The 20218-nt window shown below is 35.6% G+C and carries 12 protein-coding genes; 3 read left to right on the top strand and 9 right to left on the bottom strand.

All coding sequences use genetic code 11. The annotated features are described in order from the left end of the window. Positions 1–171: 171 nt before the first annotated feature. Positions 172–924 carry an arylesterase gene (locus CXF67_RS05235; protein ID WP_102087785.1) on the bottom strand — a complete coding sequence of 251 codons (753 nt, stop codon included), beginning with the start codon at positions 922–924 and terminating at the stop codon, positions 172–174. Positions 925–949: 25 nt separating this feature from the next. On the opposite strand from CXF67_RS05235, the gene CXF67_RS05230 reads away from it, so the two are divergent. Genes CXF67_RS05230 through CXF67_RS05220 form a run of 3 tightly spaced genes read left to right on the top strand, consistent with a single transcriptional unit; the run spans position 950 to position 6050 of the window. Beyond that, on the top strand, positions 950–1639 hold the full coding sequence (locus CXF67_RS05230) for an ABC transporter ATP-binding protein (RefSeq protein WP_102087784.1): 690 nt from the start codon (positions 950–952) through the stop codon (positions 1637–1639). Between the two features lie 47 nt (positions 1640–1686). Beyond that, positions 1687–4182 (top strand): ABC transporter permease, encoded by a 2496-nt coding sequence (locus CXF67_RS05225; RefSeq protein WP_102087786.1) that lies wholly within the window; start codon positions 1687–1689, stop codon positions 4180–4182. A 56-nt stretch (positions 4183–4238) separates the two neighbouring features. Next, positions 4239–6050 carry an ABC transporter ATP-binding protein gene (locus CXF67_RS05220; RefSeq protein WP_102087783.1) on the top strand — a complete coding sequence of 604 codons (1812 nt, stop codon included), beginning with the start codon at positions 4239–4241 and terminating at the stop codon, positions 6048–6050. 144 nt (positions 6051–6194) lie between these two features. Here CXF67_RS05220 and CXF67_RS05215 read toward each other — a convergent pair whose 3' ends face one another. The 8 genes from CXF67_RS05215 to CXF67_RS05185 form a co-directional block, all read right to left on the bottom strand. Continuing rightward, positions 6195–7625 carry a TolC family protein gene (locus tag CXF67_RS05215; RefSeq protein WP_102087782.1) on the bottom strand — a complete coding sequence of 477 codons (1431 nt, stop codon included), beginning with the start codon at positions 7623–7625 and terminating at the stop codon, positions 6195–6197. A 456-nt stretch (positions 7626–8081) separates the two neighbouring features. Continuing rightward, positions 8082–8228 (bottom strand): hypothetical protein, encoded by a 147-nt coding sequence (locus CXF67_RS18110; protein WP_180957902.1) that lies wholly within the window; start codon positions 8226–8228, stop codon positions 8082–8084. 16 nt (positions 8229–8244) lie between these two features. Beyond that, positions 8245–8919 (bottom strand): ABC transporter ATP-binding protein, encoded by a 675-nt coding sequence (locus CXF67_RS05210; RefSeq protein WP_102087781.1) that lies wholly within the window; start codon positions 8917–8919, stop codon positions 8245–8247. Between the two features lie 62 nt (positions 8920–8981). Continuing rightward, positions 8982–9725, bottom strand: a complete 744-nt coding sequence (locus CXF67_RS05205; protein ID WP_102087780.1) for a GIN domain-containing protein — start codon at positions 9723–9725, stop codon at positions 8982–8984. Positions 9726–9787: 62 nt separating this feature from the next. Beyond that, positions 9788–12172, bottom strand: a complete 2385-nt coding sequence (locus CXF67_RS05200; RefSeq protein WP_102087779.1) for an ABC transporter permease — start codon at positions 12170–12172, stop codon at positions 9788–9790. An 89-nt stretch (positions 12173–12261) separates the two neighbouring features. After that, on the bottom strand, positions 12262–14616 hold the full coding sequence (locus tag CXF67_RS05195) for an ABC transporter permease (protein WP_102087778.1): 2355 nt from the start codon (positions 14614–14616) through the stop codon (positions 12262–12264). Between the two features lie 356 nt (positions 14617–14972). Continuing rightward, complete coding sequence (locus tag CXF67_RS05190; RefSeq protein WP_102087777.1) at positions 14973–17333, bottom strand: ABC transporter permease; 2361 nt, start codon at positions 17331–17333, stop codon at positions 14973–14975. 355 nt (positions 17334–17688) lie between these two features. After that, positions 17689–20124, bottom strand: coding sequence for an ABC transporter permease (locus CXF67_RS05185; RefSeq protein ID WP_102087776.1), 2436 nt, complete (start codon positions 20122–20124; stop codon positions 17689–17691). Positions 20125–20218 lie beyond the last annotated feature (94 nt).

Genomic DNA, 20218 nt, shown 5'->3' with positions numbered 1-20218 from the left:
TTTCACGAAAAGCAAACAAAGAAAAAAATGCAAAGAAGAAAATTAACTTTAATTGATTCTTTGCGGCCTTTGCGAAAAACTTAGCGCTCTTTGCGTGAAACTTTTTTAGAATTGAACTTCAATATATGACCAACACTAACAAATTTAAAATTGGCAATTATAAATTCTTAATTATTCCAACATCGGTTTTAAGACTTCCCACACTGTATGGGCTACTATTTTATGACCTTCAACTGTTGGGTGGATGCCATCACTTTGATTGAGTTCTGCAATACCGCCAACATCTTTTAAGATAAAAGGAATAAAGGCAAGATTATTGGCTTCGGCTAATTCAGAATATAACTGTCTGAATTCGGTAGTGTACTTTTGCCCCATGTTCGGAGGCAGTTGCATACCAGCAAGAATAATCTTTGTGTTCGGACTTTTTTCTTTTACGGTTTTTATAATCGCCTGAAGGTTAGCACGTGTTTCAGATAAAGGAACTCCCCGTAAGCCGTCATTTGCTCCAAGCTCCAATAGGAAAATATCGATATCTTGATTCAAGACCCAGTCAATTCGGCTTTTACCACCCGCTGATGTTTCTCCGCTTAAGCCTGAATTAACAACTATATATTTTAAATTTAAAGAATCAATTTTTTCTTGTAATACAGCAGGGAACGCATCATTACTATCCTCCAGTCCATAGCCAGCTGTAATGCTATCTCCAAAGCATAAGATGGTTTCAGTACTATTTTCTGAAGTCTCAGCGATTTGGGATGGCACGGTTTGTTCTGTTATTGTTTTTTCTTGTGTAGGTTTTTTCTTTTTATCACCACCACAACCCAAGATTAAAACCAGGGGAATAATATAACAAAGCCTTATGAGTTTCTGCATAGCGGAAGTTGGTAAGTTTAGATTCATTTGTTTATTTTGAGCCTTTGACATACGCTGTCATTTTAATTAAAATTATATGCCAAAGATATTGAAGATTACTGGTCTAAAAAAGACTTATTCCAGTGGTCACAAAGAATTAACGGTCTTGCAGAACATCTCTTTTGAGGTTGAAAAAGGACAAACTTTTTCTATTGTAGGACCTTCAGGAAGTGGAAAAACAACCTTACTAGGCTTGTGTGCAGGATTAGATAATCCAAATGCAGGAAGTGTGGAGTTATGTGGTCAGGATTTAAGTCACTTAAACGAAGACCAAAGGGCCCAATTACGGAATAAAGAAGTGGGTTTTATTTTTCAGAACTTTCAGCTGTTGCCAACTCTCACTGCTCTTGAAAATGTAAGTGTTCCCTTAGAATTACAAGGAGATAAAGCCGCAGCCAAAAAAAGTATGGTTTTATTGGAAAAAGTGGGTTTAGCCGACCGTTCATATCATTATCCATCTCAGCTTTCAGGAGGTGAACAGCAACGTGTTGCTCTAGCTAGAGCCTTTTCCAATGCGCCTTCTATTTTATTTGCAGATGAGCCTACAGGAAACTTAGATGAGGAAACCGGAGAAAAAGTGATTAAACTATTATTTGATTTGAACAAAGAAGCTGGAACAACGCTGGTGATTATTTCGCATGATTTAGAATTAGCTAACCGAACCCAGCAAATACTGCGTCTGAAAGGCGGTCAAGTGTTAACCAATCAACGCACAGAAGTTCTGTAAATTCACACCCCTTTCCTATGAATCAAAATACAAAATGGCTCTTTAAGATGGCATGGCGTGATGCCAAGGCAAGTAGAGTGCGTCTGCTTTTATTTATGGCCTCCATCATCTTAGGTATTGCTGCAGTGGTTTCCATACAATTGTTCAGCATTAATCTTAAAGACAATATTCAACTCCAATCTAAAGCCTTGATGGGTGCCGATTACATCATCGATAGTAGGAAACAACCTACGGAGCGAGCTCAAGCGATCATAGACTCCCTAAAACCCAATGCTTCTGAAGTTAACTTTGTATCGATGATTGCCTTTCCCAAAAGTGGAGGCACCAAACTGGTAAAGGTGCGTGCTTTAAAAGGTGACTTTCCTTTCTACGGCACGATCGATACCGAACCTGCCTCAGCAGCAAGTACTTATCAAGATTCAGGTGGAGCATTGGTGGATGCGACTTTATTGCTTCAGTTTGACATCCAACCAGGGGATTCTATAAAAGTAGGAGAACTCACCCTTCCTATTGCAGGCGCTTTAAAGGCTATTCCTGGGACTACGGCAATTTCAAGCTCTGTAGCTCCACCGGTAATTATTCCAAATCGGTTTGTTGAAAGCACTGAACTCCTTCAATTTGGCAGTCGCAAAGAGTATCAATTCTTTTACAAAGCGTCAGATACTTTAAATTTAAGTCAGTTTGAGGAGAAAATAAATCCCATGCTACAGGCAGAAAATTCCGATTTAGATACGCATACCAGCACTAGCGAACGTTTAGGAAACCGTTATGATAATGTAGGAAAATTCTTATATCTAGCAGCTTTTATAGCTTTGCTTTTAGGCTGTGTGGGTATCGCGAGTTCTGTTCATATTTATATCAAAGAAAAACTGAGAGCCATTGCCGTTTTAAAATGTATGGGAGCGTCTAGAAAGCAGAGCTTCCTTATCTTTTTAATTCAAATTGCGGGTATTGGTGTTGCTGGTGGGCTGGTGGGTTCGCTCATTGGGGTAGGACTTCAGGTTTTATTCCCTTATATTTTACAAGAGTTTCTTCCGTTTGCGGTTGAAATAAGCATCTCTTTCCAACCCATACTTATTGGTGTTTTTCTAGGGCTGTTTATGTCGGTTTTATTTGCGCTTTTGCCATTACTAAGAACCTGGTATGTATCTCCGTTAGAAGTGTTACGTATTGATGAAAAAACTTCTCAAGGTCCAAAAAAGGCGAGATTCTTTGTATTCGCTGGGATACTCGTATTTCTGTTTTTATTTTCATTCTGGTTACTCGAGGATATGCTCTATGCATTGGGTTTTGTTGGTGCTACACTAATTACATTTGTTGTTTTAGCGGGGACTGCTTTGTTGTGTATGAAACTCATTAGAACCTATTTCCCAAAACGCTGGGGGTTTATTTCACGCCAAAGTTTGCTAAATTTATTTAGGCCAAATAACCAGACCGTGGTGCTAGTGGTCGCGATTGGTTTAGGGACATTTTTGATCAGTACCTTATACTTTACCAAAGATATTTTATTGGCTAAAACCGATATCGAGCAATCTGTAGAAACTGCCAATATGATCATTTTAGATGTGCAAACTGATCAACGCGATGCTGTAGAACAACAACTTATTGGGAATGATTTGCCCACTCTTGACAACATTCCGCTGGTGACTATGCGAATGCAAAAAATTAAAGATCAACTGGTGAATAAGATACGGCAGGATTCCACGAGTCAGATTCGCGGTTGGATTTTAAACCATGAGTTTAGAACAACCTATCGTGACACCTTGATTGATTCAGAAGAAATTATAGAAGGGGAGTGGATTCCAGAGTTAAAGTCTGGAGATCCCGTGGAGATTTCTATTTCAGATAATCTTGCCGAAGATGCAAAATTAGGTGTTGGCGATGCCGTTGTTTTTAATGTGCAGGGTGTGCTTATGGAAACCACCGTGGGCAGTATTCGCAAGGTAGACTGGGGAAAAATTCAGCTTAATTTTAGTATTGTTTTTCCCAAAGGTGTTTTAGAAAAGGCCCCACAGTTTAATGTGATTACCACCGCTGTGCCAGATGAGGAAGCTTCAGCAAAATTACAAAGGGATTTGGTAGCGAAATTCCCTAATGTGTCGGTGATAGATTTGCGACAGGTATACACCTTATTGGAAGATATTCTAGATAAGATTTCTTGGATCATTAATTTTATGGCTTTCTTTAGTATTCTTACGGGCATTATCGTTTTGATAGGTTCTGTACGAACCAGTAAGTACCAACGTATTAAAGAAAGTGTTTTGCTGCGAACTTTAGGTGCGAAAAATACACAGATTTTAAAAATAACCGCTTTGGAATATCTGTTTTTAGGACTGCTGGGGAGTTTAGTTGGAATTTTGTTGGCTTTAGTGAGTAGCTTCTGTTTAGCGCTACTTGTTTTCAAGGAGCCCTTTGTGCCTTCCTTGATTCCCTTTTTAGTTTTCTTACCAGGGATTACCCTTTTGGTTTTGGTGATTGGCTTGAGCAATATTCAAACTGTCTTACGCAGTTCACCTTTGGAGGTTTTGCGAAAAGAAGGTTAGTAGTAGTTCCATTTAAGTACCGTAAACGTTTAACTTTGCTGAGATAATATAAATGTATGGTTAGAGTATCTGAGAATAAAAATGATTTTGCTTCCCTGCGGTTTATACCCCGTTTTTTAAGTAGAGTCTACCAAACTCACCCTGGTTTATTTATTGGGAACGTATTTTTAAGATTGCTTAAATCCCTTATTCCTATTACTTTACTCTGGGTAGGAAAGGAAATTATAGATGAGGTGATTCTCCGAGTCGATCTGGATACGTCCGATTTAAACAGATTGTATTGGTTGATCGGGATAGAATTGCTCTTAGCTATACTAAGTGACGTATTTAATCGGCTTATTTCCCTAACCGATGGACTTTTGGGTGATCTATACTCCAATGCATCGTCGATAGAACTGATTCAAAAAACCGCTAAAGTTGAACTGGCAAGTCTCGAAGATTCAGAGTTTTACGATAAGTTGGAGCGTGCTCGACAGCAAACCACCAGCCGAGTGTCTTTAATGTCTAACGTCTTGGCACAAATCCAAGATATTATCACAATAATATCGCTGGTTTCTGGATTGATTTATTTTTATCCTATTTTGATTGTGTTATTGGTCATCTCTATTATTCCGTCGTTTATTAATGAGCTGAAATATAGCCAGTCTAGTTATTCGCTTCAAAAGAGCTGGACTCCAGAACGTCGTGAGCTTGACTATATGCGTATGATTGGTGCGAGTGATGTCACCGCTAAAGAGATCAAGTTATTTGGTTTGGCTGATTTTATAAGCTCTACGTTTAAACGCATTTCCGATAAATACTACAAAGCCAATAAAAAGCTCTCCATTAAAAAAAGTCTGTGGGGGGGCGTTTTTCATATTTTAGGTGATTTAGCCTATTATGGCGCTTATGTCTTTATTGTTTTAAAAGCAGTTGCTGGCTTGGTAACCATCGGGGACTTAACTTTTTTGGCAGGTTCCTTTAGTCAGCTGCGAAACCAGCTGCAAACCGTGTTTTCTCGTTTTTCAAACATCACCCAAAGCGCCATGTATCTCCAGGATTATTTCGAATTTGTCGATATGGACTTTAGTAGTGATAATCCAGAGCAATATCGTGCAGCCCCTTCAGAATTTAACCACAGCATACATTTCGATAATGTGAGCTTTAGCTATCCACAGTCAGAGAAAATGGTATTGTCCTCACTGACGTTTGACTTGGAAAAAGGGGAGAAGCTGGCTTTAGTTGGAGAGAATGGAGCAGGAAAGACAACACTGATAAAACTTCTATTGCGGCTTTACGAACCTACTGGTGGTCAAATTTTAATGGATGGCGTACCGATTCGTGAATATAGAAAAGAAGACTATCAAAAAATGCTGGGAGCGATTTTTCAGGATTTTGTGAAGTATTACTTAACTGCTAAAATTAATATTGCGGTTGGGAACATTGACGAAGAGCATAATATTGATAAAATCAAAGACGCTGCAGTTCAAAGTCTCGCCAACGACGTGATTGAAAGTTTACCTATGGGTTATGATCAAGGCTTAGGCAGACGCTTTAAGAAAGGGGCAGAGCTCTCTGGTGGCCAATGGCAGAAAATTGCTTTGGCGAGAGCTTATATGTCGGATGCACCCATTATTATTTTGGATGAACCTACGTCTGCATTGGATGCCAGAGCAGAGTCTGAAGTTTTCCAGCGGTTTATAGGCTTAACCAAAGACCGGACTAGCATTATCATTTCCCATCGCTTTTCAACTGTGAGAATGGCAGATCGCATTTTGGTACTTCAAAACGGAAGTATTTTAGAACTGGGAACTCACAAAGAATTATTGGCCAATCCTAAACTTTATGCAGAACTGTTTGAACTTCAAGCAGAGGGGTACAGGGAATAAAGGGATTTCGCTTATTGTAGTGAACTTGGTTGCACTGACCAATTCAATATGATTTTGTCCTGCTGAATTTATTTCAGCATCTCAAGAAAAGTTTTTTGTTTGCTAGCTAACCTTTCTGAAGAACTGCGTTTCACCATCTACACTTTAATTAAAACGATCCTCACTTCCTCTATAATAATCCAACACCTTTACGCGCAATAAATAGTCGTACTTGGCATTTGCAAGGTTTACTTTTGCATTGTCTAAATTATTTTTACTGTTGATATAGTTTAAGAAATTAGAGACCCCATTTTTAAACCTAATGTCGTTTATCCGATAGGATTCTTTATAGGCCTCTACTTGATTTAAAAAGCTATCGTATCTTTTATAAACTGCTTTCATATCAAAATGAACTTGGGCAATGGCATTCTTAATATCCAAGTGTGTGCGTTCTAATTCTAACAAAGATTCTTCAACTCTAATTTTTTCTAAAGCCATATTATTCTTTGCTCTAAACCCATTGAAAAGCGGCACATTGACGGCAACACCAACAACGGTATTTAAATTATTATCGAGTTGATCCCTAAAACTGATGCTTTGAGCAGCAAAAGAGGTTTGTTCTGACATCACCATTAAATTCTGTCCATCTAAACTTATAAAATCACCTGTTTCCACAACAAGAGTCCCTATAGAATTGAATAGCTGCGCTGCACTAGAATAATTGGTATTTATTCCACCAAAAAGAGAAATTTCTGGTGTAAACTGAGATTTAGCGATACTTACTCCTTTTTCTGAAGCTTCAATGCGCAATTCACCTGCTTTAAAGATGGCTAAGTTTTGGATAGCTTGGGTGTATACTTCATCAGCAGATAAGCTATATTCTTCAAAATCTAGTATAAGTCTTTTTGTGTCAAAATGGATAGCTTCATCTACATTCAATAATCGAACTAAATTTAATTTTGCATTATTCAAACTAGACTCAGATACTAAAATACTGGTTTCATCACTAGATACTTGCCCTATTATATCTGCATAATCTGCTGGATTTCCAGATTCGTTTTTATAAAAGCCTTCTTGTATGCTGAGCTGTTGCTGAGTCGTTTCTAATCTTACTTTAGTTAATTGTAAAACATCTCGGGCATTTAAAACTTGAAGATAGGCTAGGGTGACATTTAAAATCAAATCCTGTTCTGCAGCTTCAATTTCTAGTTCTGAAGCTTTTTTGTTGAGTCGGTTTTGTTTAGCGGTATTCAATAATCGAAAACCATTGAAAATGGTAATATCCAAACTCAATCTCGCGTTCGAAAATGTTAATTCCTGAGTTATAAAATCATTGGTAAATGGGTCTATACTTCTACCATCATTAACTCCTAAGTTAAAATCGCCATTCAGACGAGGTAATAAATTTGCCTTTGATCGTTGATAGTTTACTTTCTCAGAATTGGCTACCAAATTAGTAGATTTCAAATCGAGGTTATTCTTTAAGGCTATAGAAATACATTCATCTAACGAATAACTTGTATTTGTTTCATTTTGAGTATATCCTGCCAGTCCCATAATATATAGGATAGTGTACAATATGATTTTAGATTTCATAATTTTATGTTTTGTTTATTTTTGAATGATAAATAGCCTGTATTCAATTGTAGTCTTCGACTTTGACCGAGGTACTGATTACTCATTTTTAATAGGCTAATGTTTGGTTACGATTAACGTATAGCGTAACAATTTGATTCTTAATTTTTCTATGTTTCCGATCAGACACTATTTAGTCGTTTTGTCTTTTCGAGTGGTTTTTGATTTTGCTCGATTAAAGAGCTGAATTGAAAATTGTATCGAGATGTCATGTTGTATTAAAAAAGTTCTCAATATACTTTCAATGATTTTTTACTAAAAATCAATTAAACCTTTCTCATTTCTCGTTGATGTATGTCGTAAAATACTGATCTTAAATTTTTTGTCTCATCGAGTGTTCCAACTTTTTCGTTGGGATGTATCGAGATGTTTTATTGCATCCACGAAAGTTCTATATACAATATCAATGATTTTTTACTAAAAATCAATTAAACCTTTCTCATTTCTCGTTGATGTATGTCGTAAAATACTGGTTTTAACTTTTTTTGTCTCATCGAGTGTTCCAACTTTTTCGTTGGGATGTATCGAGATGTTTTCTTGTTTGAAAAGAATTCTTGAATTCATCTAATTCCATTTATTTTTAGGAGACGATTTTCCCATCAAGAAGATTAATTATTCGTGAGCCGTAAGCCGCATTGCTTTCGGAATGTGTGGCTTGTATTATGGTGACCCCTTCTCTATTTAATTCTGAAAATAATTTCATAATTTCCTCACTTTGCTTGGAGTTTAAATTTCCTGTTGGCTCATCTGCTAAAATGAGTTTGGGTTCTCCAATTAAAGCTCTTGCAATTCCTACCAATTGCTGCTGGCCTCCACTTAATTGACTAGGGAATAAATCTTTCTTCCCAACAATATTGAAGCGGTCTAGTATATCCGCAACCATAGCTTTCCGTTGAGATGATTTTACGCTTTTATAGAGCAAAGGTGTTTCGATATTTTCGTATACGGTGAGTTCGTCGATAAGGTGATACGCCTGAAATACAAAACCTATATACTCTTTGTATAGTTTAGATCGGTTTCTCTCTTTCAAACTATGGACAGGCTCGTCTAAAAAGGTGTAGCTTCCTTTTGTAAAATCATCTAACATCCCAATGCAGTTCAGTAAAGTAGATTTCCCTGAACCTGATGGTCCCATGAGCGAAATGAATTCTCCTTCTTTCACGGTTAGATTAATATTGTCTAGTAAGGTGACCGTTTTCCTTCCCGAACTTACGGTTCTAAATGCTTCTTCTGTAGTTAATAATATATTTTCCATAATAGTGTTTTTGGTTATTTGTACTCTTCAAAAACGAGGAGTCTACAAGTAATTGACTTTAATTAATCGATGCGTTGTACTTTTGAATCTCCGATTCTTATCCCTGTAACTATATCTGCTGTTCCTTTGTAACTCAATTCTGCTTCACCATAGGCAGTGAATTTAATACGCTCTGAAGCATTGATCAAAAACTTGGCTTCTCCATAAGCGATTAATTTTGAAGTGGTATTATTAACTTCAATTAAATCAAAATAAGATTCACCATAAGCGGTTAATTTCTGTTCATAAATACTCCCTTTATTAATAGTTAATTTATTCTCTCCATAGCTATTCACCTCTAATTCTTGAAAGTTAACTTCATTAAAAGTCACTTCAGAATCTCCATAGATACTGAGTTTAAATTTTTCAACATCAATTAAACTTTCACAAAGCATTTGTTGCTCACCTCTTATTGAGAGCTCTTCGATGTATTTATAAGTAATAAGAATACTTAGCACTTTACCTTTATAAATAGGAACATTCATTCTTGCTCCATTCTTGTTGGTTTTTTTAGTCTTAGTGGTTTCCTTAGCGTCATCTAGATACACTCTTAAGGTTTCTCTATTGATTTCGATGTTTATTTTGTCTTCTGGTTCTGTACTATCTAAAATAGTAACAGACTCTTCATCACCTTGAATAAAAGTGGCTTCGATATGTGGACTAATCGTCACTTTACTAAAGGATTCAACCGTCTTTTTTGTCTGAGCCACTACCATTTGACTTGCGCAAATCAAGCTTAGCATTGCAATACGTATTAAATTTTTCATGGTTTTCTTATTTATTATGATTATCATTTTTGTTTTTGAATTCCCCTTTGGAGTTGAGGGCTTTACTCTGTTTTTAAACTTTTTATCGGGTTGGCAATGGCGGCTTTTATCGCTTGAAAACTTACTGTTAACATGGCAATGCCTAAAGCCAGAATGCCTGCTGTCAAAAATACCGTCCAACTAATTACAATGCGATAGGCAAAGTCTTGCAACCAACTATTCATAAGATATAATGCCAATGGAAAGCTGATGACTAAGGCCACTAAAACGAGTTTTATAAAGTCTAGCGATAATAACTGAACAATTCCAGCTACACTTGCTCCAAACACTTTTCGAATTCCAATTTCTTTGTTGCGTTGTTCAGCCATATATGCAGCTAAACCAAATAATCCCAAACAAGCGACAAGTATTGCCAATATGGAAAAAAGTAAACCTACGTTTGCTGTGCGCTGTTCCTTTTCATAAAGTAATTCTAGATTCTTATCTAAGAAGGTATATTTGAATGCTGTATTTGGTGCAACCGCTTTAAACGTATTTTCGAATTTTGAAATGGTCTCCGTTAAAATTTCATTTTCAAACCGAATTAATAAATATGATTTTGGCTCACGTGACGCATTATGAAATGCATACGCTCCAATAGGACTGTGCAATGATGCAAAATTAAAATCGTCTACAACTCCACATATGTATGCATTATCACCTAGTTGCATAGCCACCTTTTCACCTATGGCCTCCTCGGGTGATAGACCTAAGAAATCCACGGTGGTTTTATTGACAAGCACTTCAACTAGAGTATCTCCTTGCTGTTTAATTTTAGGCAATAACTGACCCGATACTAAGTTGAGTTGCAAAACATCTGCAATATTTTGCTCAGCTCTGTTGGTTTGTATACCCATGCTTTTTTCCGTATTCCGCTTGTATAGACTTCTTCCACTAACTTCAAGTCCTGGATAGCCTTGAGATCTTGTAACTGCCGAAACGTTTGGTAATTGTTCATAGGCGTTTACCAAAGCTCTTCCTGACGCTCCGTTGCGAATTCCAGATGTTGAAATTGCAATGACATTTTCTGGATTATAGCCTAAACTTTTATTTTGAATAAATTCTAATTGTTGATGTATCACGATCACACCAATAATTAAAACCACAGAAGCAGAAAACTGAACGACAACCAAGCCTTTTCTTATTACACTTGCTATGCCACCCTTATTTGAAGTTGGTTTTAAAACTTCTTTTGGTGAAAAACGAGATAAGTATAAGGCAGGATAGGAGCCAGAAAATAAAGTAGTGACTAGCCAAATCAATACCAAAAACCCCAATATTTTAATTGTAAACAAAGATGAAATTGCTAAGTGTTTCCCAGCTAATTCGTTAAAAATAGGTAAGGTTATCACAGCGAAAAGTCCACCTAAAACCATGGCAATGGCCGTAATTAAACCTGTTTCTATATAAAACCTAATAATTATATCTTTTACAGACGCCCCCAGTGTTTTGTTAATTCCAACATCTGTCGCTCTTTTTTGAGAACGTGCTGTTATTAAATTCATGTAATTGATGCAGGCAATAAGTAGGATTAGAAGCGCTAAAGCAGTAAGATTACGAATTTGATTAATGTCCCCATAATTAGTTATATAACTATCTGAATAATTTGAAGAATACAAATGAATACGCTCTAAGGGTTGGAGTGAAAAAGTGTACCAAAGGGCTTCTTTTTCCACATTTTTATTTAAAATATCCTGGATTTTAAGCTCAACATCCCTAATGACTGGAGTTGCTGTATCGAACATCACAAAGGTTTCAAAACTCGCATTATTCCAAGACGGATTCTTTGCAAAGTTTTGCATCATAAAAGGGGCGATCGCATTAAAATTTAATGAACTGTTATCAGAGAAATCTTTAAAGATACCTTTAACCTCAAACGAGGTTGTATTGTCAATGGTTAGTGTTTTTCCTATTGGATTTTCATCACCAAAATACCGTTTAGCCGTGCTTTCTGAAAGCAAAATAGTGTTGGGATTGTTCAGGTTTTCTGATCCTGTTCCCTTAAGAATTTCCACATTAAATATATCCAGAATAGAGGCATCAGACCAGAATAACTTATCTTCTATAAACACATCATTATCCGTTTTAATGGAGGCTGATTCTCCAAAGCCGTGATGAAAGAATCGTCCAGATTCAATAATAGTTGGAATATTTGCTTTAAGTTCTGGAGCTAAGGCTGACGGTACATTTGCCCAAGTCTCCAAATCATCCTCCGTGGTATTAAGAAGCACACGATAAATCTGGTCTTTGTTAGCGTACATACTATCAAAACTACGCTCCTGTAAAATGAATAAAAACAGCACCAAAGTTGAAGCTAAACCTATAGACAAACCCACTATATTTACTATTGAAAACAACCGATTGGTCTTCAAACTCCGCCAAGCAATTTTTATATAACTACGTATCATAATACTTGTTTTTTATGCTGAATTTATTTTAATATCTTTTGATTAGTATTTCTATTTAATTTTCTTACTCCCCTTTAGAGTTATGGGATTCACTCTGTTTTTAAACTATCTACTGGATTAGCCAAGGCTGCTTTTATAGCTTGAAAACTCACGGTTAATAAAGCGATCAAAATAGCTACGACTCCAGCCACAACAAAAATCCACCAGTCGATTTCTATGCGATAGGCATAATCTTGTAACCAATTATCCATTCCATACCAAGCAACAGGAATAGCTATTAAAATTGAAATACCTACAAGCCTTAAAAAGTCTTTGGATAATAATTTCACTAAGCCTGAAACACTTGCACCCAAAACTTTTCGAATTCCAATTTCTTTACTGCGCTGTTCGGCTGTGTAAGCTGCCAAACCAAAAAGACCTAAGCAAGAGATGAGTATGGCTAATAAAGCAAAGAGCTGCGAAAGTTCACCAATAAGCTGTTCACTTTTAAATTTAGCATTGAACGTGTCGTCTACAAAGGTGTATTCAAATGGATAGGCTGGATTATGCTTTTTCAGCACAGCTTCAACTTTAGATAGCAAGGCATTAGTGGTTATTTCAGGGTTCGTTTTTAAATACATAAAACTGGCTTCCCCATGATAATTAAAAAATAACACAGGGTCACTTTGCCCGTACATGTCCTCATATAAATAATCTTTCACAACACCAATAACGGTATACGTATCCTCCCATCTTATTACTTTCTTTCCGATTGCACTACCTTCACCCATTAGTTTAGCGAATGATTCAGTAATTAAAACGCTGGTGCTATCTTTTGCTCTATTTTCACTAAAACCATGACCTTCGGCCAATTCAATTCCTGCGGTTTCTAAAAAATCTGAACTGATATATCTAAAGGAAATCAAAACATCTTCTGTATTTGTGCCTCCCATCCACTCTAATCCTGAGCCATTATTGCCTCCATCTAAAACTCCTGAGTTATTTAAACCGATACTTGTAACAGCCCCAGTACTAATTAAATCTTGTTTTATGACTGAAAATTTCTCAATCATAGTCCCATTTACTTTTAATGAAATTAATTGGTCTTTATCAAAACCCAAATCCCTATTCTTTACATGCTGAATCTGTTGATACACTAAAATAGTACAGATGATAAAAACAATGGAAATCGTAAACTGCCCAACCACAAGGCCCTTTCTAATAAATGTGGCAGAACCATGAGTGGCTTTTAAACCTTTTAGAACCTCAACAGGTTTAAATGCTGATAAATAGAATGCAGGATATAATCCAGCAAAGATTCCACAAAATAGGGTAACACTTAATAGAAATATAATATGTGAAGGTTTTGCAAGCCCTAATAACAAATTTTTCTCAACAAGTAAATTAAACTGAGGTAATAAAACAAACAACACGAGTATACTGACAAGTGTTGCTATAAAAGCAAGCACCAAAGCTTCAGAAATAAATTGGATGATCAATCGAGAGCGACCAGAGCCCATCGCTTTTCTCACACCAACTTCATTAGCACGTTTCTCACTCCGCGCCGTAGATAAATTCATAAAATTTATACAGGCGATAAGTAATATTATTAGAGCGATAAAGGAAAATAAAAGCACATAAGTAATGCGTCCATCAACCTGTTTACCATTTTCAAAATTATCGCGTAGGTGCCAGTCTTTTATGGAATGTAAAAATGCTTTTGAATTACTATCATCTGTTTTTTTCTCAATTAAATTTCGGACTTGTGCATCTACAGCTGCAAAATCTGCCTCTGGAGATAACTCCAAAAAAGTATCTGCAAAGAAACTACCATATTCTGTCATCCAGTCATGACCATTACTATAACGTTGAAAAGGGGCAATCCAATTAAAAGGAAAAGTGACATTTTTAGGAAGATTCTCAATAATGCCAGTGATCAAATAATTATCAGTATTATTAACTTTTATAACTTTCCCAAGTGCTTTTACATTTTTACCAAAAAGCTGTTCTGCTGTTTCCTTAGTAATTACTATAGCTTCTGGACTTTTAAATGCCGTTTTCGCATTTCCTTCAATAAATGACAGACTAAATATGTTTATAAAATCTTCATCCACATAACGTCCAGAACTATTGATTGCATTGTCGTCAACAGCAAACAGAAAGTCTCTGTGCTTGGTTCTTGCCGCTCTGATCACTCCAGGAATTTCCGTTTTCATCGCTTCTGCTAATGGTCCTGGAGTCGAATTAAACGTCCTCCATTCACCATCATATTCCTGATGTGTTGGCACATAATAAACTTGATCTTGCTTTGCGAAATCTGAATTAAAACTCACCTCATCTTCCACCCAAAGAAAGATGAAACTCGCACAAGTCATACCAATGGCTAAACCAAAAATATTTAGAAAGCTGTAGCCTTTATTTTTCAATAAAGTTCGGAAGGCTATTTTGATATAATTTAAGATCATAATTGTTCTCTTTAGAGGGAATAAGCATATTCGTTTATATTTTATTCCATGCTCATACTGTTTATATGGTGAAGATGATGCCAAAGGTTTAAATACTTATAAATCAGAACTTTAAAACTATATTTAATAAATAAAGTGTTCGGTTTTGATACACTTTTTGTACGTAATCGGACACTTTTAAAATTCGTAGCTCATCACTATAAATTTAAAATCTATTTCAGTTGATAATTAACTGAATTTCAATTTTTAAAATGTTTCACTTAAAGAACGCTAAGCCCTTAGCAAAGACCGCAAAAGGCTAGTGGAAGTTGATTTGTATTTTACGGTTTTTTTATTCCTCTTTGGTATTATGGGATTCACTCTGTTCTTAAACTATCTACTGGATTAGCCAAGGCTGCTTTAATGGCTTGAAAACTCACAGTTAGTAAAGCGACCAAAATAGCTAAGACTCCAGCCACAATAAAAATCCACAAATTGATTTCTATGCGATAGGCATAATCTTGAAGCCAATTTTCCATCGCATACCAAGCTATTGGCACGGCAATTAAAATAGAAATACCAACAAGCCTTAAAAAGTCTTTGGACAATAATTTCACTAAGCCTGAAACACTTGCACCCAAAACTTTTCGAATTCCAATTTCTTTACTGCTCCTTTCCACTGTGTAAGCTGCTAAACCGAAAAGGCCTAAACATGAAATGAGAATGGCTAATAAGGCGAAGAGTTGCGAAAGCTTACCAATAAGCTCTTCGTTTTTAAACCTAGCATCAAATATGTTATCTACAAAATTATAATCAAAAGGAAATACTGGATTGTGCTTTTTCATAACTGCTTTTATCTTAGAAATAGCTAGAGCCGCAGAAATTTCATCTTCAATTTTAACATATAAAAAATTCCCATAATTGGTATTATTAAAAAATAGTACCGGATCACTCGTCCCATACATGTCTCCATATAGATAATTCTTAACGACTCCTTTGACTTGATATGCCTTTTCATCGATAGTCACTTTTTTTCCTAATGCGCTACCTTTTCCCATTAAGTCAGCAAATGATTGTGTGATTAAAACATTAGTACTGTCCTGTATCAGGATAGTACTAAAATCTCTTCCTTCTACAATCTCCATTCCTATTGTTTGTATGAATTCAGAACTCACATGCCTCAAACTAATCAGAACATCCTCAGTAGGTTCAGCACTATCCCATTTCAGCCCAGTACGGTTGCTACCTCCAGAAAGCACTACAGAATTACATAAAGCTGTATTTTTCACAGCTCCCGTATTTATTAAATCTCTTTTGATGACTGAAAATTTTTGAATAACCTCATCATTCGCTCTCATAACGAGTAATTGGTTTTTATCATAGCCTAGATCTCTATTTTTAACATGCTGAATTTGCTGATATACCAAAATAGTAGCTATAATAAATACAATAGAGATGGTAAACTGACCAACGACAAGACCTTTTCTAATAAATGTTGCTGAACCTTGAGTGACTTTTAGACCTTTTAAGACTTCTACAGGTTTAAATGCCGATAAATAAAATGCAGGGTATAGTCCTGCAAAAATTCCACAAACCAAGGTGATTCCCAGCAGGAACAGAATATGCACAGGTTTTGCAAGTCCTAGTATCAAATTTTTCTCAACAAGTAAATTAAACTGAGGTAATAAAACAAACAACACGAGTATACTGACAAGTGTTGCTATAAAGGCAAGAAGTAAAGCTTCTGATATAAATTGAATAATTAATCGAGATCGACCAGACCCCATCGCTTTTTTAACTCCAACTTCATTAGCACGTTTTTCGCTACGTGCTGTGGATAGATTCATAAAGTTAATGCACGCGATGAGTAATATTATAATAGCTATTATTGTAAATAAACGCACATAAGCAATTCGTCCACCAACTACTTTTCCATCTTCAAATTTTGATCTTAGGTGCCAATCTTTAATGGTGTGCAAAAAAGCATAAGTACCTGTAGGACTATCACCGTTCTTTTTTAAAAGAATTTGTCGGACTTTACGATCTGCGATTTCAAAATTTGCCTCAGGAGACAACTCTACAAACGTATCAGCAAAATTATTGTCATATCCCAATATATCATTTTGTCTTTTCGCATATCTTTCAAAAGGGGCTAACCAATTAAATCCAAAAGTGACATTAGCAGGAAGGTTCTCTATTACACCTGTCACCATGTAATCATCTCCATTATTCATCCTTATGGTCTTTCCAAGAACTTTTGTATTTTCCCCATAAAGTAGCACCACCATTTCTTCCGTAAGCACTATGGCTTCTTGAGATTTAAATGCATCTTTTGCATTGCCTTCAATAAAAGCTAAACTAAAAATTTCAAAAATGTCTTCATCAGCATACTTACCTATACTACCTATATGATCATCTTGTATAGGAAATACCAAATTAGCTCCAATTGTTACTGCTGATCTAATTACCTCAGGAATCTCATCTTTAAGTGCTTTAGCCAAAGGCCCTGGTGTTGAATAAAAGGTACGCCATTCACCACTGAAATTATGATTTGTTGGTACATAATATATCTGGTCTTGTTTTTCAAAAGACGTATTAAAACTCACCTCATCTTCCACCCAAAGGAAGATTAAACTGGCACAAGTCATACCAATAGCTAAACCAAAAATATTTAGAAAGCTGTAGCCTTTATTTTTCAATAAAGTTCTGAAGGCTATTTTGATATAATTTAAGATCATAATTGTTCTCTTTAGAGGGAATAAGCGTATTCGTTTATATTTTATTCCATCCTCATACTTTTTATATCGTGAAGATGATGCTAAAGGTTTAAGTACTTATAAATCATAACTTTAAAACTATATTTAATAAATAAAGTGTTCGGTTTTGATACACTTTTTGTACGTAATCGGACACTTTTAAAATCCGTAGCTCATCAGTATAAATTTAAAATCTATTTCAGTTGATAATTAACTGAAATTCATTTTTTAAAACGTTTCACTTAAAGAACGCTAAGCCCTTAGCAAAGACCACAAAAGGCTAGTAGAAGTTGATTTGTATTTTACAGTTTTTTTACTCCCTTTGGGGCTGGGGGATTTATTCTGTTTTTAAACTATCTACTGGATTAGCCATAGCGGCTCTAAAAGCCTGAAAACTCAATGTTATTAAAGCTATGACTAAGGCTGCTAATCCAGTAATTGCAAAAATCCCCCAGTGAAGATCTATTCTAAAAGCAAACTCCTGTAGCCACTTATTCATAAACCACCATGCTATAGGTGCGGCTATGACAAAGGCAAGCATCACTAGTTTTACAAAATCTGTAGACAACATTTTAACAATAGTAGTTACTGAAGCTCCCAGTACTTTGCGTATGCCAATTTCTTTTGTGCGTTGTTCAGCAATGTAAGTTGCCAACCCAAATAAGCCAAGACAGGCAATAATTATTGCCAATAATGCAAAAACAAGAGCAACGGTCCCAACACGTCGCTCTTGGCGATACATATTTTCAAAAGCTTCATCTAAGAATTCATATTTAAATGGCATTCCTGGAGCAGCAGCCTTGTATTTATTCTCAATTGTAGACAGCAAACCATTAACATCAGCGGTATTAAATCTATAGGCAGTTTCCCAACTATTGTTTCCTAATTTTAAACTTAATCCTCCGACATTTTCACGTAGAGATGCAAAATTAAAATTTTCAACCACACCAATAATCGTATAGACTTGAAGGCCGCTAGTCTGATTTTCTGTATATATTTTTTTACCAATAGGGTTTTGAAAACCAGCTAATTTAACAGCCGTCTCATTTAATATTATAGCTGTTGAATCTGAGCCAAAATCTCGAGAGAAATTCCGGCCTTCATTTATTTTCATCCCTATAGTTTCCAAATATTCGTAATCTACGTTCCAATACTGCATATTAAATCCGTTAGATTCTGTCATGACAGTTTCTGTAGAAAAAATGGTGCTTGAACGCGAAGAATTAGATACGGGTAAAAATCCTGCAAACGAAGCTGATTTCACTGCAGTTAGTTGCTCAATCTCATTTTTCAGAGATTGTCTGGTTTCACGTGATATCCCAGAATTGTTAACCACTACTACGTGGTCTTTATTGAAACCTAAATTTGCAGATTGAATGTGGTTTATTTGTTTATATATGACTACTGTACCAACAATTAAAATGATGGATGTTGCAAATTGAAACACCACTAAAAAATTACGTAGGGTATTTTTTTTATGCCCTGTTGATAATGTCCCTTTTAATACTTTAATTGGCTTAAATGAAGACAAGAAGAACGCTGGATATGCACCCGCTAATCCACCAACTATAAACGGAAGCACAAAGATGAATATTAAAAATTTTGGACTTAATAAAGAAGACATAGACATTTCCTTTCCTGAAATGCCATTAAACCATCCTAAAGATAGCCATACAAACAACAAACCCACAAAAAGCGCTAAAAAGGCAATTAAGGTTGACTCGGTTAAAAACTGTCCAATTAGTGCTTTCTTTTCAGAACCTAAAACTTTACGAATACCTACTTCTTTTGCTCTACCTGAAGATCTTGCAGTCGTAAGATTCATGAAATTGATGCCAGCAATTAATAATATAAATAATGCAGCAGCGGAAAAAATATAAACATATTGGATATTGCCATTTGCACTTAATTCGACTTCTCTTGAAGAATGTAAATGTATATCTGTAAGTGGCATTAAAGAATATTCTAATTTATTTCCATTTGCCTCAAACTCCTCCATACTCTGAATTTGCATTAATTCCGCTGCTTTTGGTAGCAAGTACTTCTCAATAACTTCTGTAAAGTTTTTATTGAATATTTTATAATCTGTACCTTTTTTTAAGAGCACATACGTATGAAAGTTGGCACTTAAATAATTACCAAAATCATAATCGACATTGGCCATGGAGAAGAAAAAATCGAAATTGAAATGTGAATTTTTAGGCAGGTCTTCTATAACAGCAGTTACTTTATATAATGTTGTTTTGTTATCATCATCGGTCTCTAGCATTTCACCCATAGCAAGTTCTGCGCTCCCAAAATAACGTTTCGCTGCAATTTCTGTTATAACTACGGTGTTGGGTTCATTAAGTGCCGTTCTCGTATCGCCTAGTATTGCCGGTAATGTAAAGACATTAAACAAAGTAGAATCGGCATGTGCTACTGTTGATTCGTTAATATATTTATTTCCATTTTTAATTAACTTAGATCCTTGAGAAGCATAAAATCTCACATAGTCCTCAACTTCAGGATAATCGCTCTTTAGCGTTTCTCCCATAGGATCTGAACTCACAGCCATACTCATTTCTGCACCTCCAAAAATGAAATCTGAATTTATTCGGTAAATGCGATCTGCCTTCTCATGATAGCGATCATAACTTAATTCATCTATCACGAACATGGAAATCATAATAAAGCAACCAATACCTAATGATAAGCCTATAATATTAATGGCTGTAAAACCTTTGTTCTTTAAAAGGTTTCTCCATGCTATTTTAAAATAATTCTTAATCATGATTTATAATTTTGATTAGAGGGTTAATCATTCTGAGTGCTAAAAATTAAAAACACTATAAATTCTCTAATTTGTTATACTTAATATATGGTGA

The organism is Psychroflexus sp. MES1-P1E (assembly GCF_002836055.1).
In the GTDB taxonomy this organism is placed as follows: Bacteria; Bacteroidota; Bacteroidia; order Flavobacteriales; family Flavobacteriaceae; genus Psychroflexus.
Note: the sequence above shows the minus strand (reverse complement) of the source record. Positions and strands in the feature narration are given on the sequence as shown.

What these genes read in the sequence shown, in the direction of transcription:
- CXF67_RS05220 (WP_102087783.1), top strand. Translation starts at nt 4,239, where the DNA reads ATGGTTAGAGTATCTGAGAATAAAAATGATTTTGCTTCCCTGCGGTTT.
- CXF67_RS05185 (WP_102087776.1), bottom strand. Translation starts at nt 20,124, where the DNA reads ATGATTAAGAATTATTTTAAAATAGCATGGAGAAACCTTTTAAAGAAC.
- CXF67_RS05205 (WP_102087780.1), bottom strand. Translation starts at nt 9,725, where the DNA reads ATGAAAAATTTAATACGTATTGCAATGCTAAGCTTGATTTGCGCAAGT.
- CXF67_RS05200 (WP_102087779.1), bottom strand. Translation starts at nt 12,172, where the DNA reads ATGATACGTAGTTATATAAAAATTGCTTGGCGGAGTTTGAAGACCAAT.
- CXF67_RS05235 (WP_102087785.1), bottom strand. Translation starts at nt 924, where the DNA reads ATGTCAAAGGCTCAAAATAAACAAATGAATCTAAACTTACCAACTTCC.
- CXF67_RS05230 (WP_102087784.1), top strand. Translation starts at nt 950, where the DNA reads ATGCCAAAGATATTGAAGATTACTGGTCTAAAAAAGACTTATTCCAGT.
- CXF67_RS05215 (WP_102087782.1), bottom strand. Translation starts at nt 7,625, where the DNA reads ATGAAATCTAAAATCATATTGTACACTATCCTATATATTATGGGACTG.
- CXF67_RS05190 (WP_102087777.1), bottom strand. Translation starts at nt 17,333, where the DNA reads ATGATCTTAAATTATATCAAAATAGCCTTCAGAACTTTATTGAAAAAT.
- CXF67_RS05210 (WP_102087781.1), bottom strand. Translation starts at nt 8,919, where the DNA reads ATGGAAAATATATTATTAACTACAGAAGAAGCATTTAGAACCGTAAGT.
- CXF67_RS05195 (WP_102087778.1), bottom strand. Translation starts at nt 14,616, where the DNA reads ATGATCTTAAATTATATCAAAATAGCCTTCCGAACTTTATTGAAAAAT.
- CXF67_RS05225 (WP_102087786.1), top strand. Translation starts at nt 1,687, where the DNA reads ATGGCATGGCGTGATGCCAAGGCAAGTAGAGTGCGTCTGCTTTTATTT.
- CXF67_RS18110 (WP_180957902.1), bottom strand. Translation starts at nt 8,228, where the DNA reads ATGAATTCAAGAATTCTTTTCAAACAAGAAAACATCTCGATACATCCC.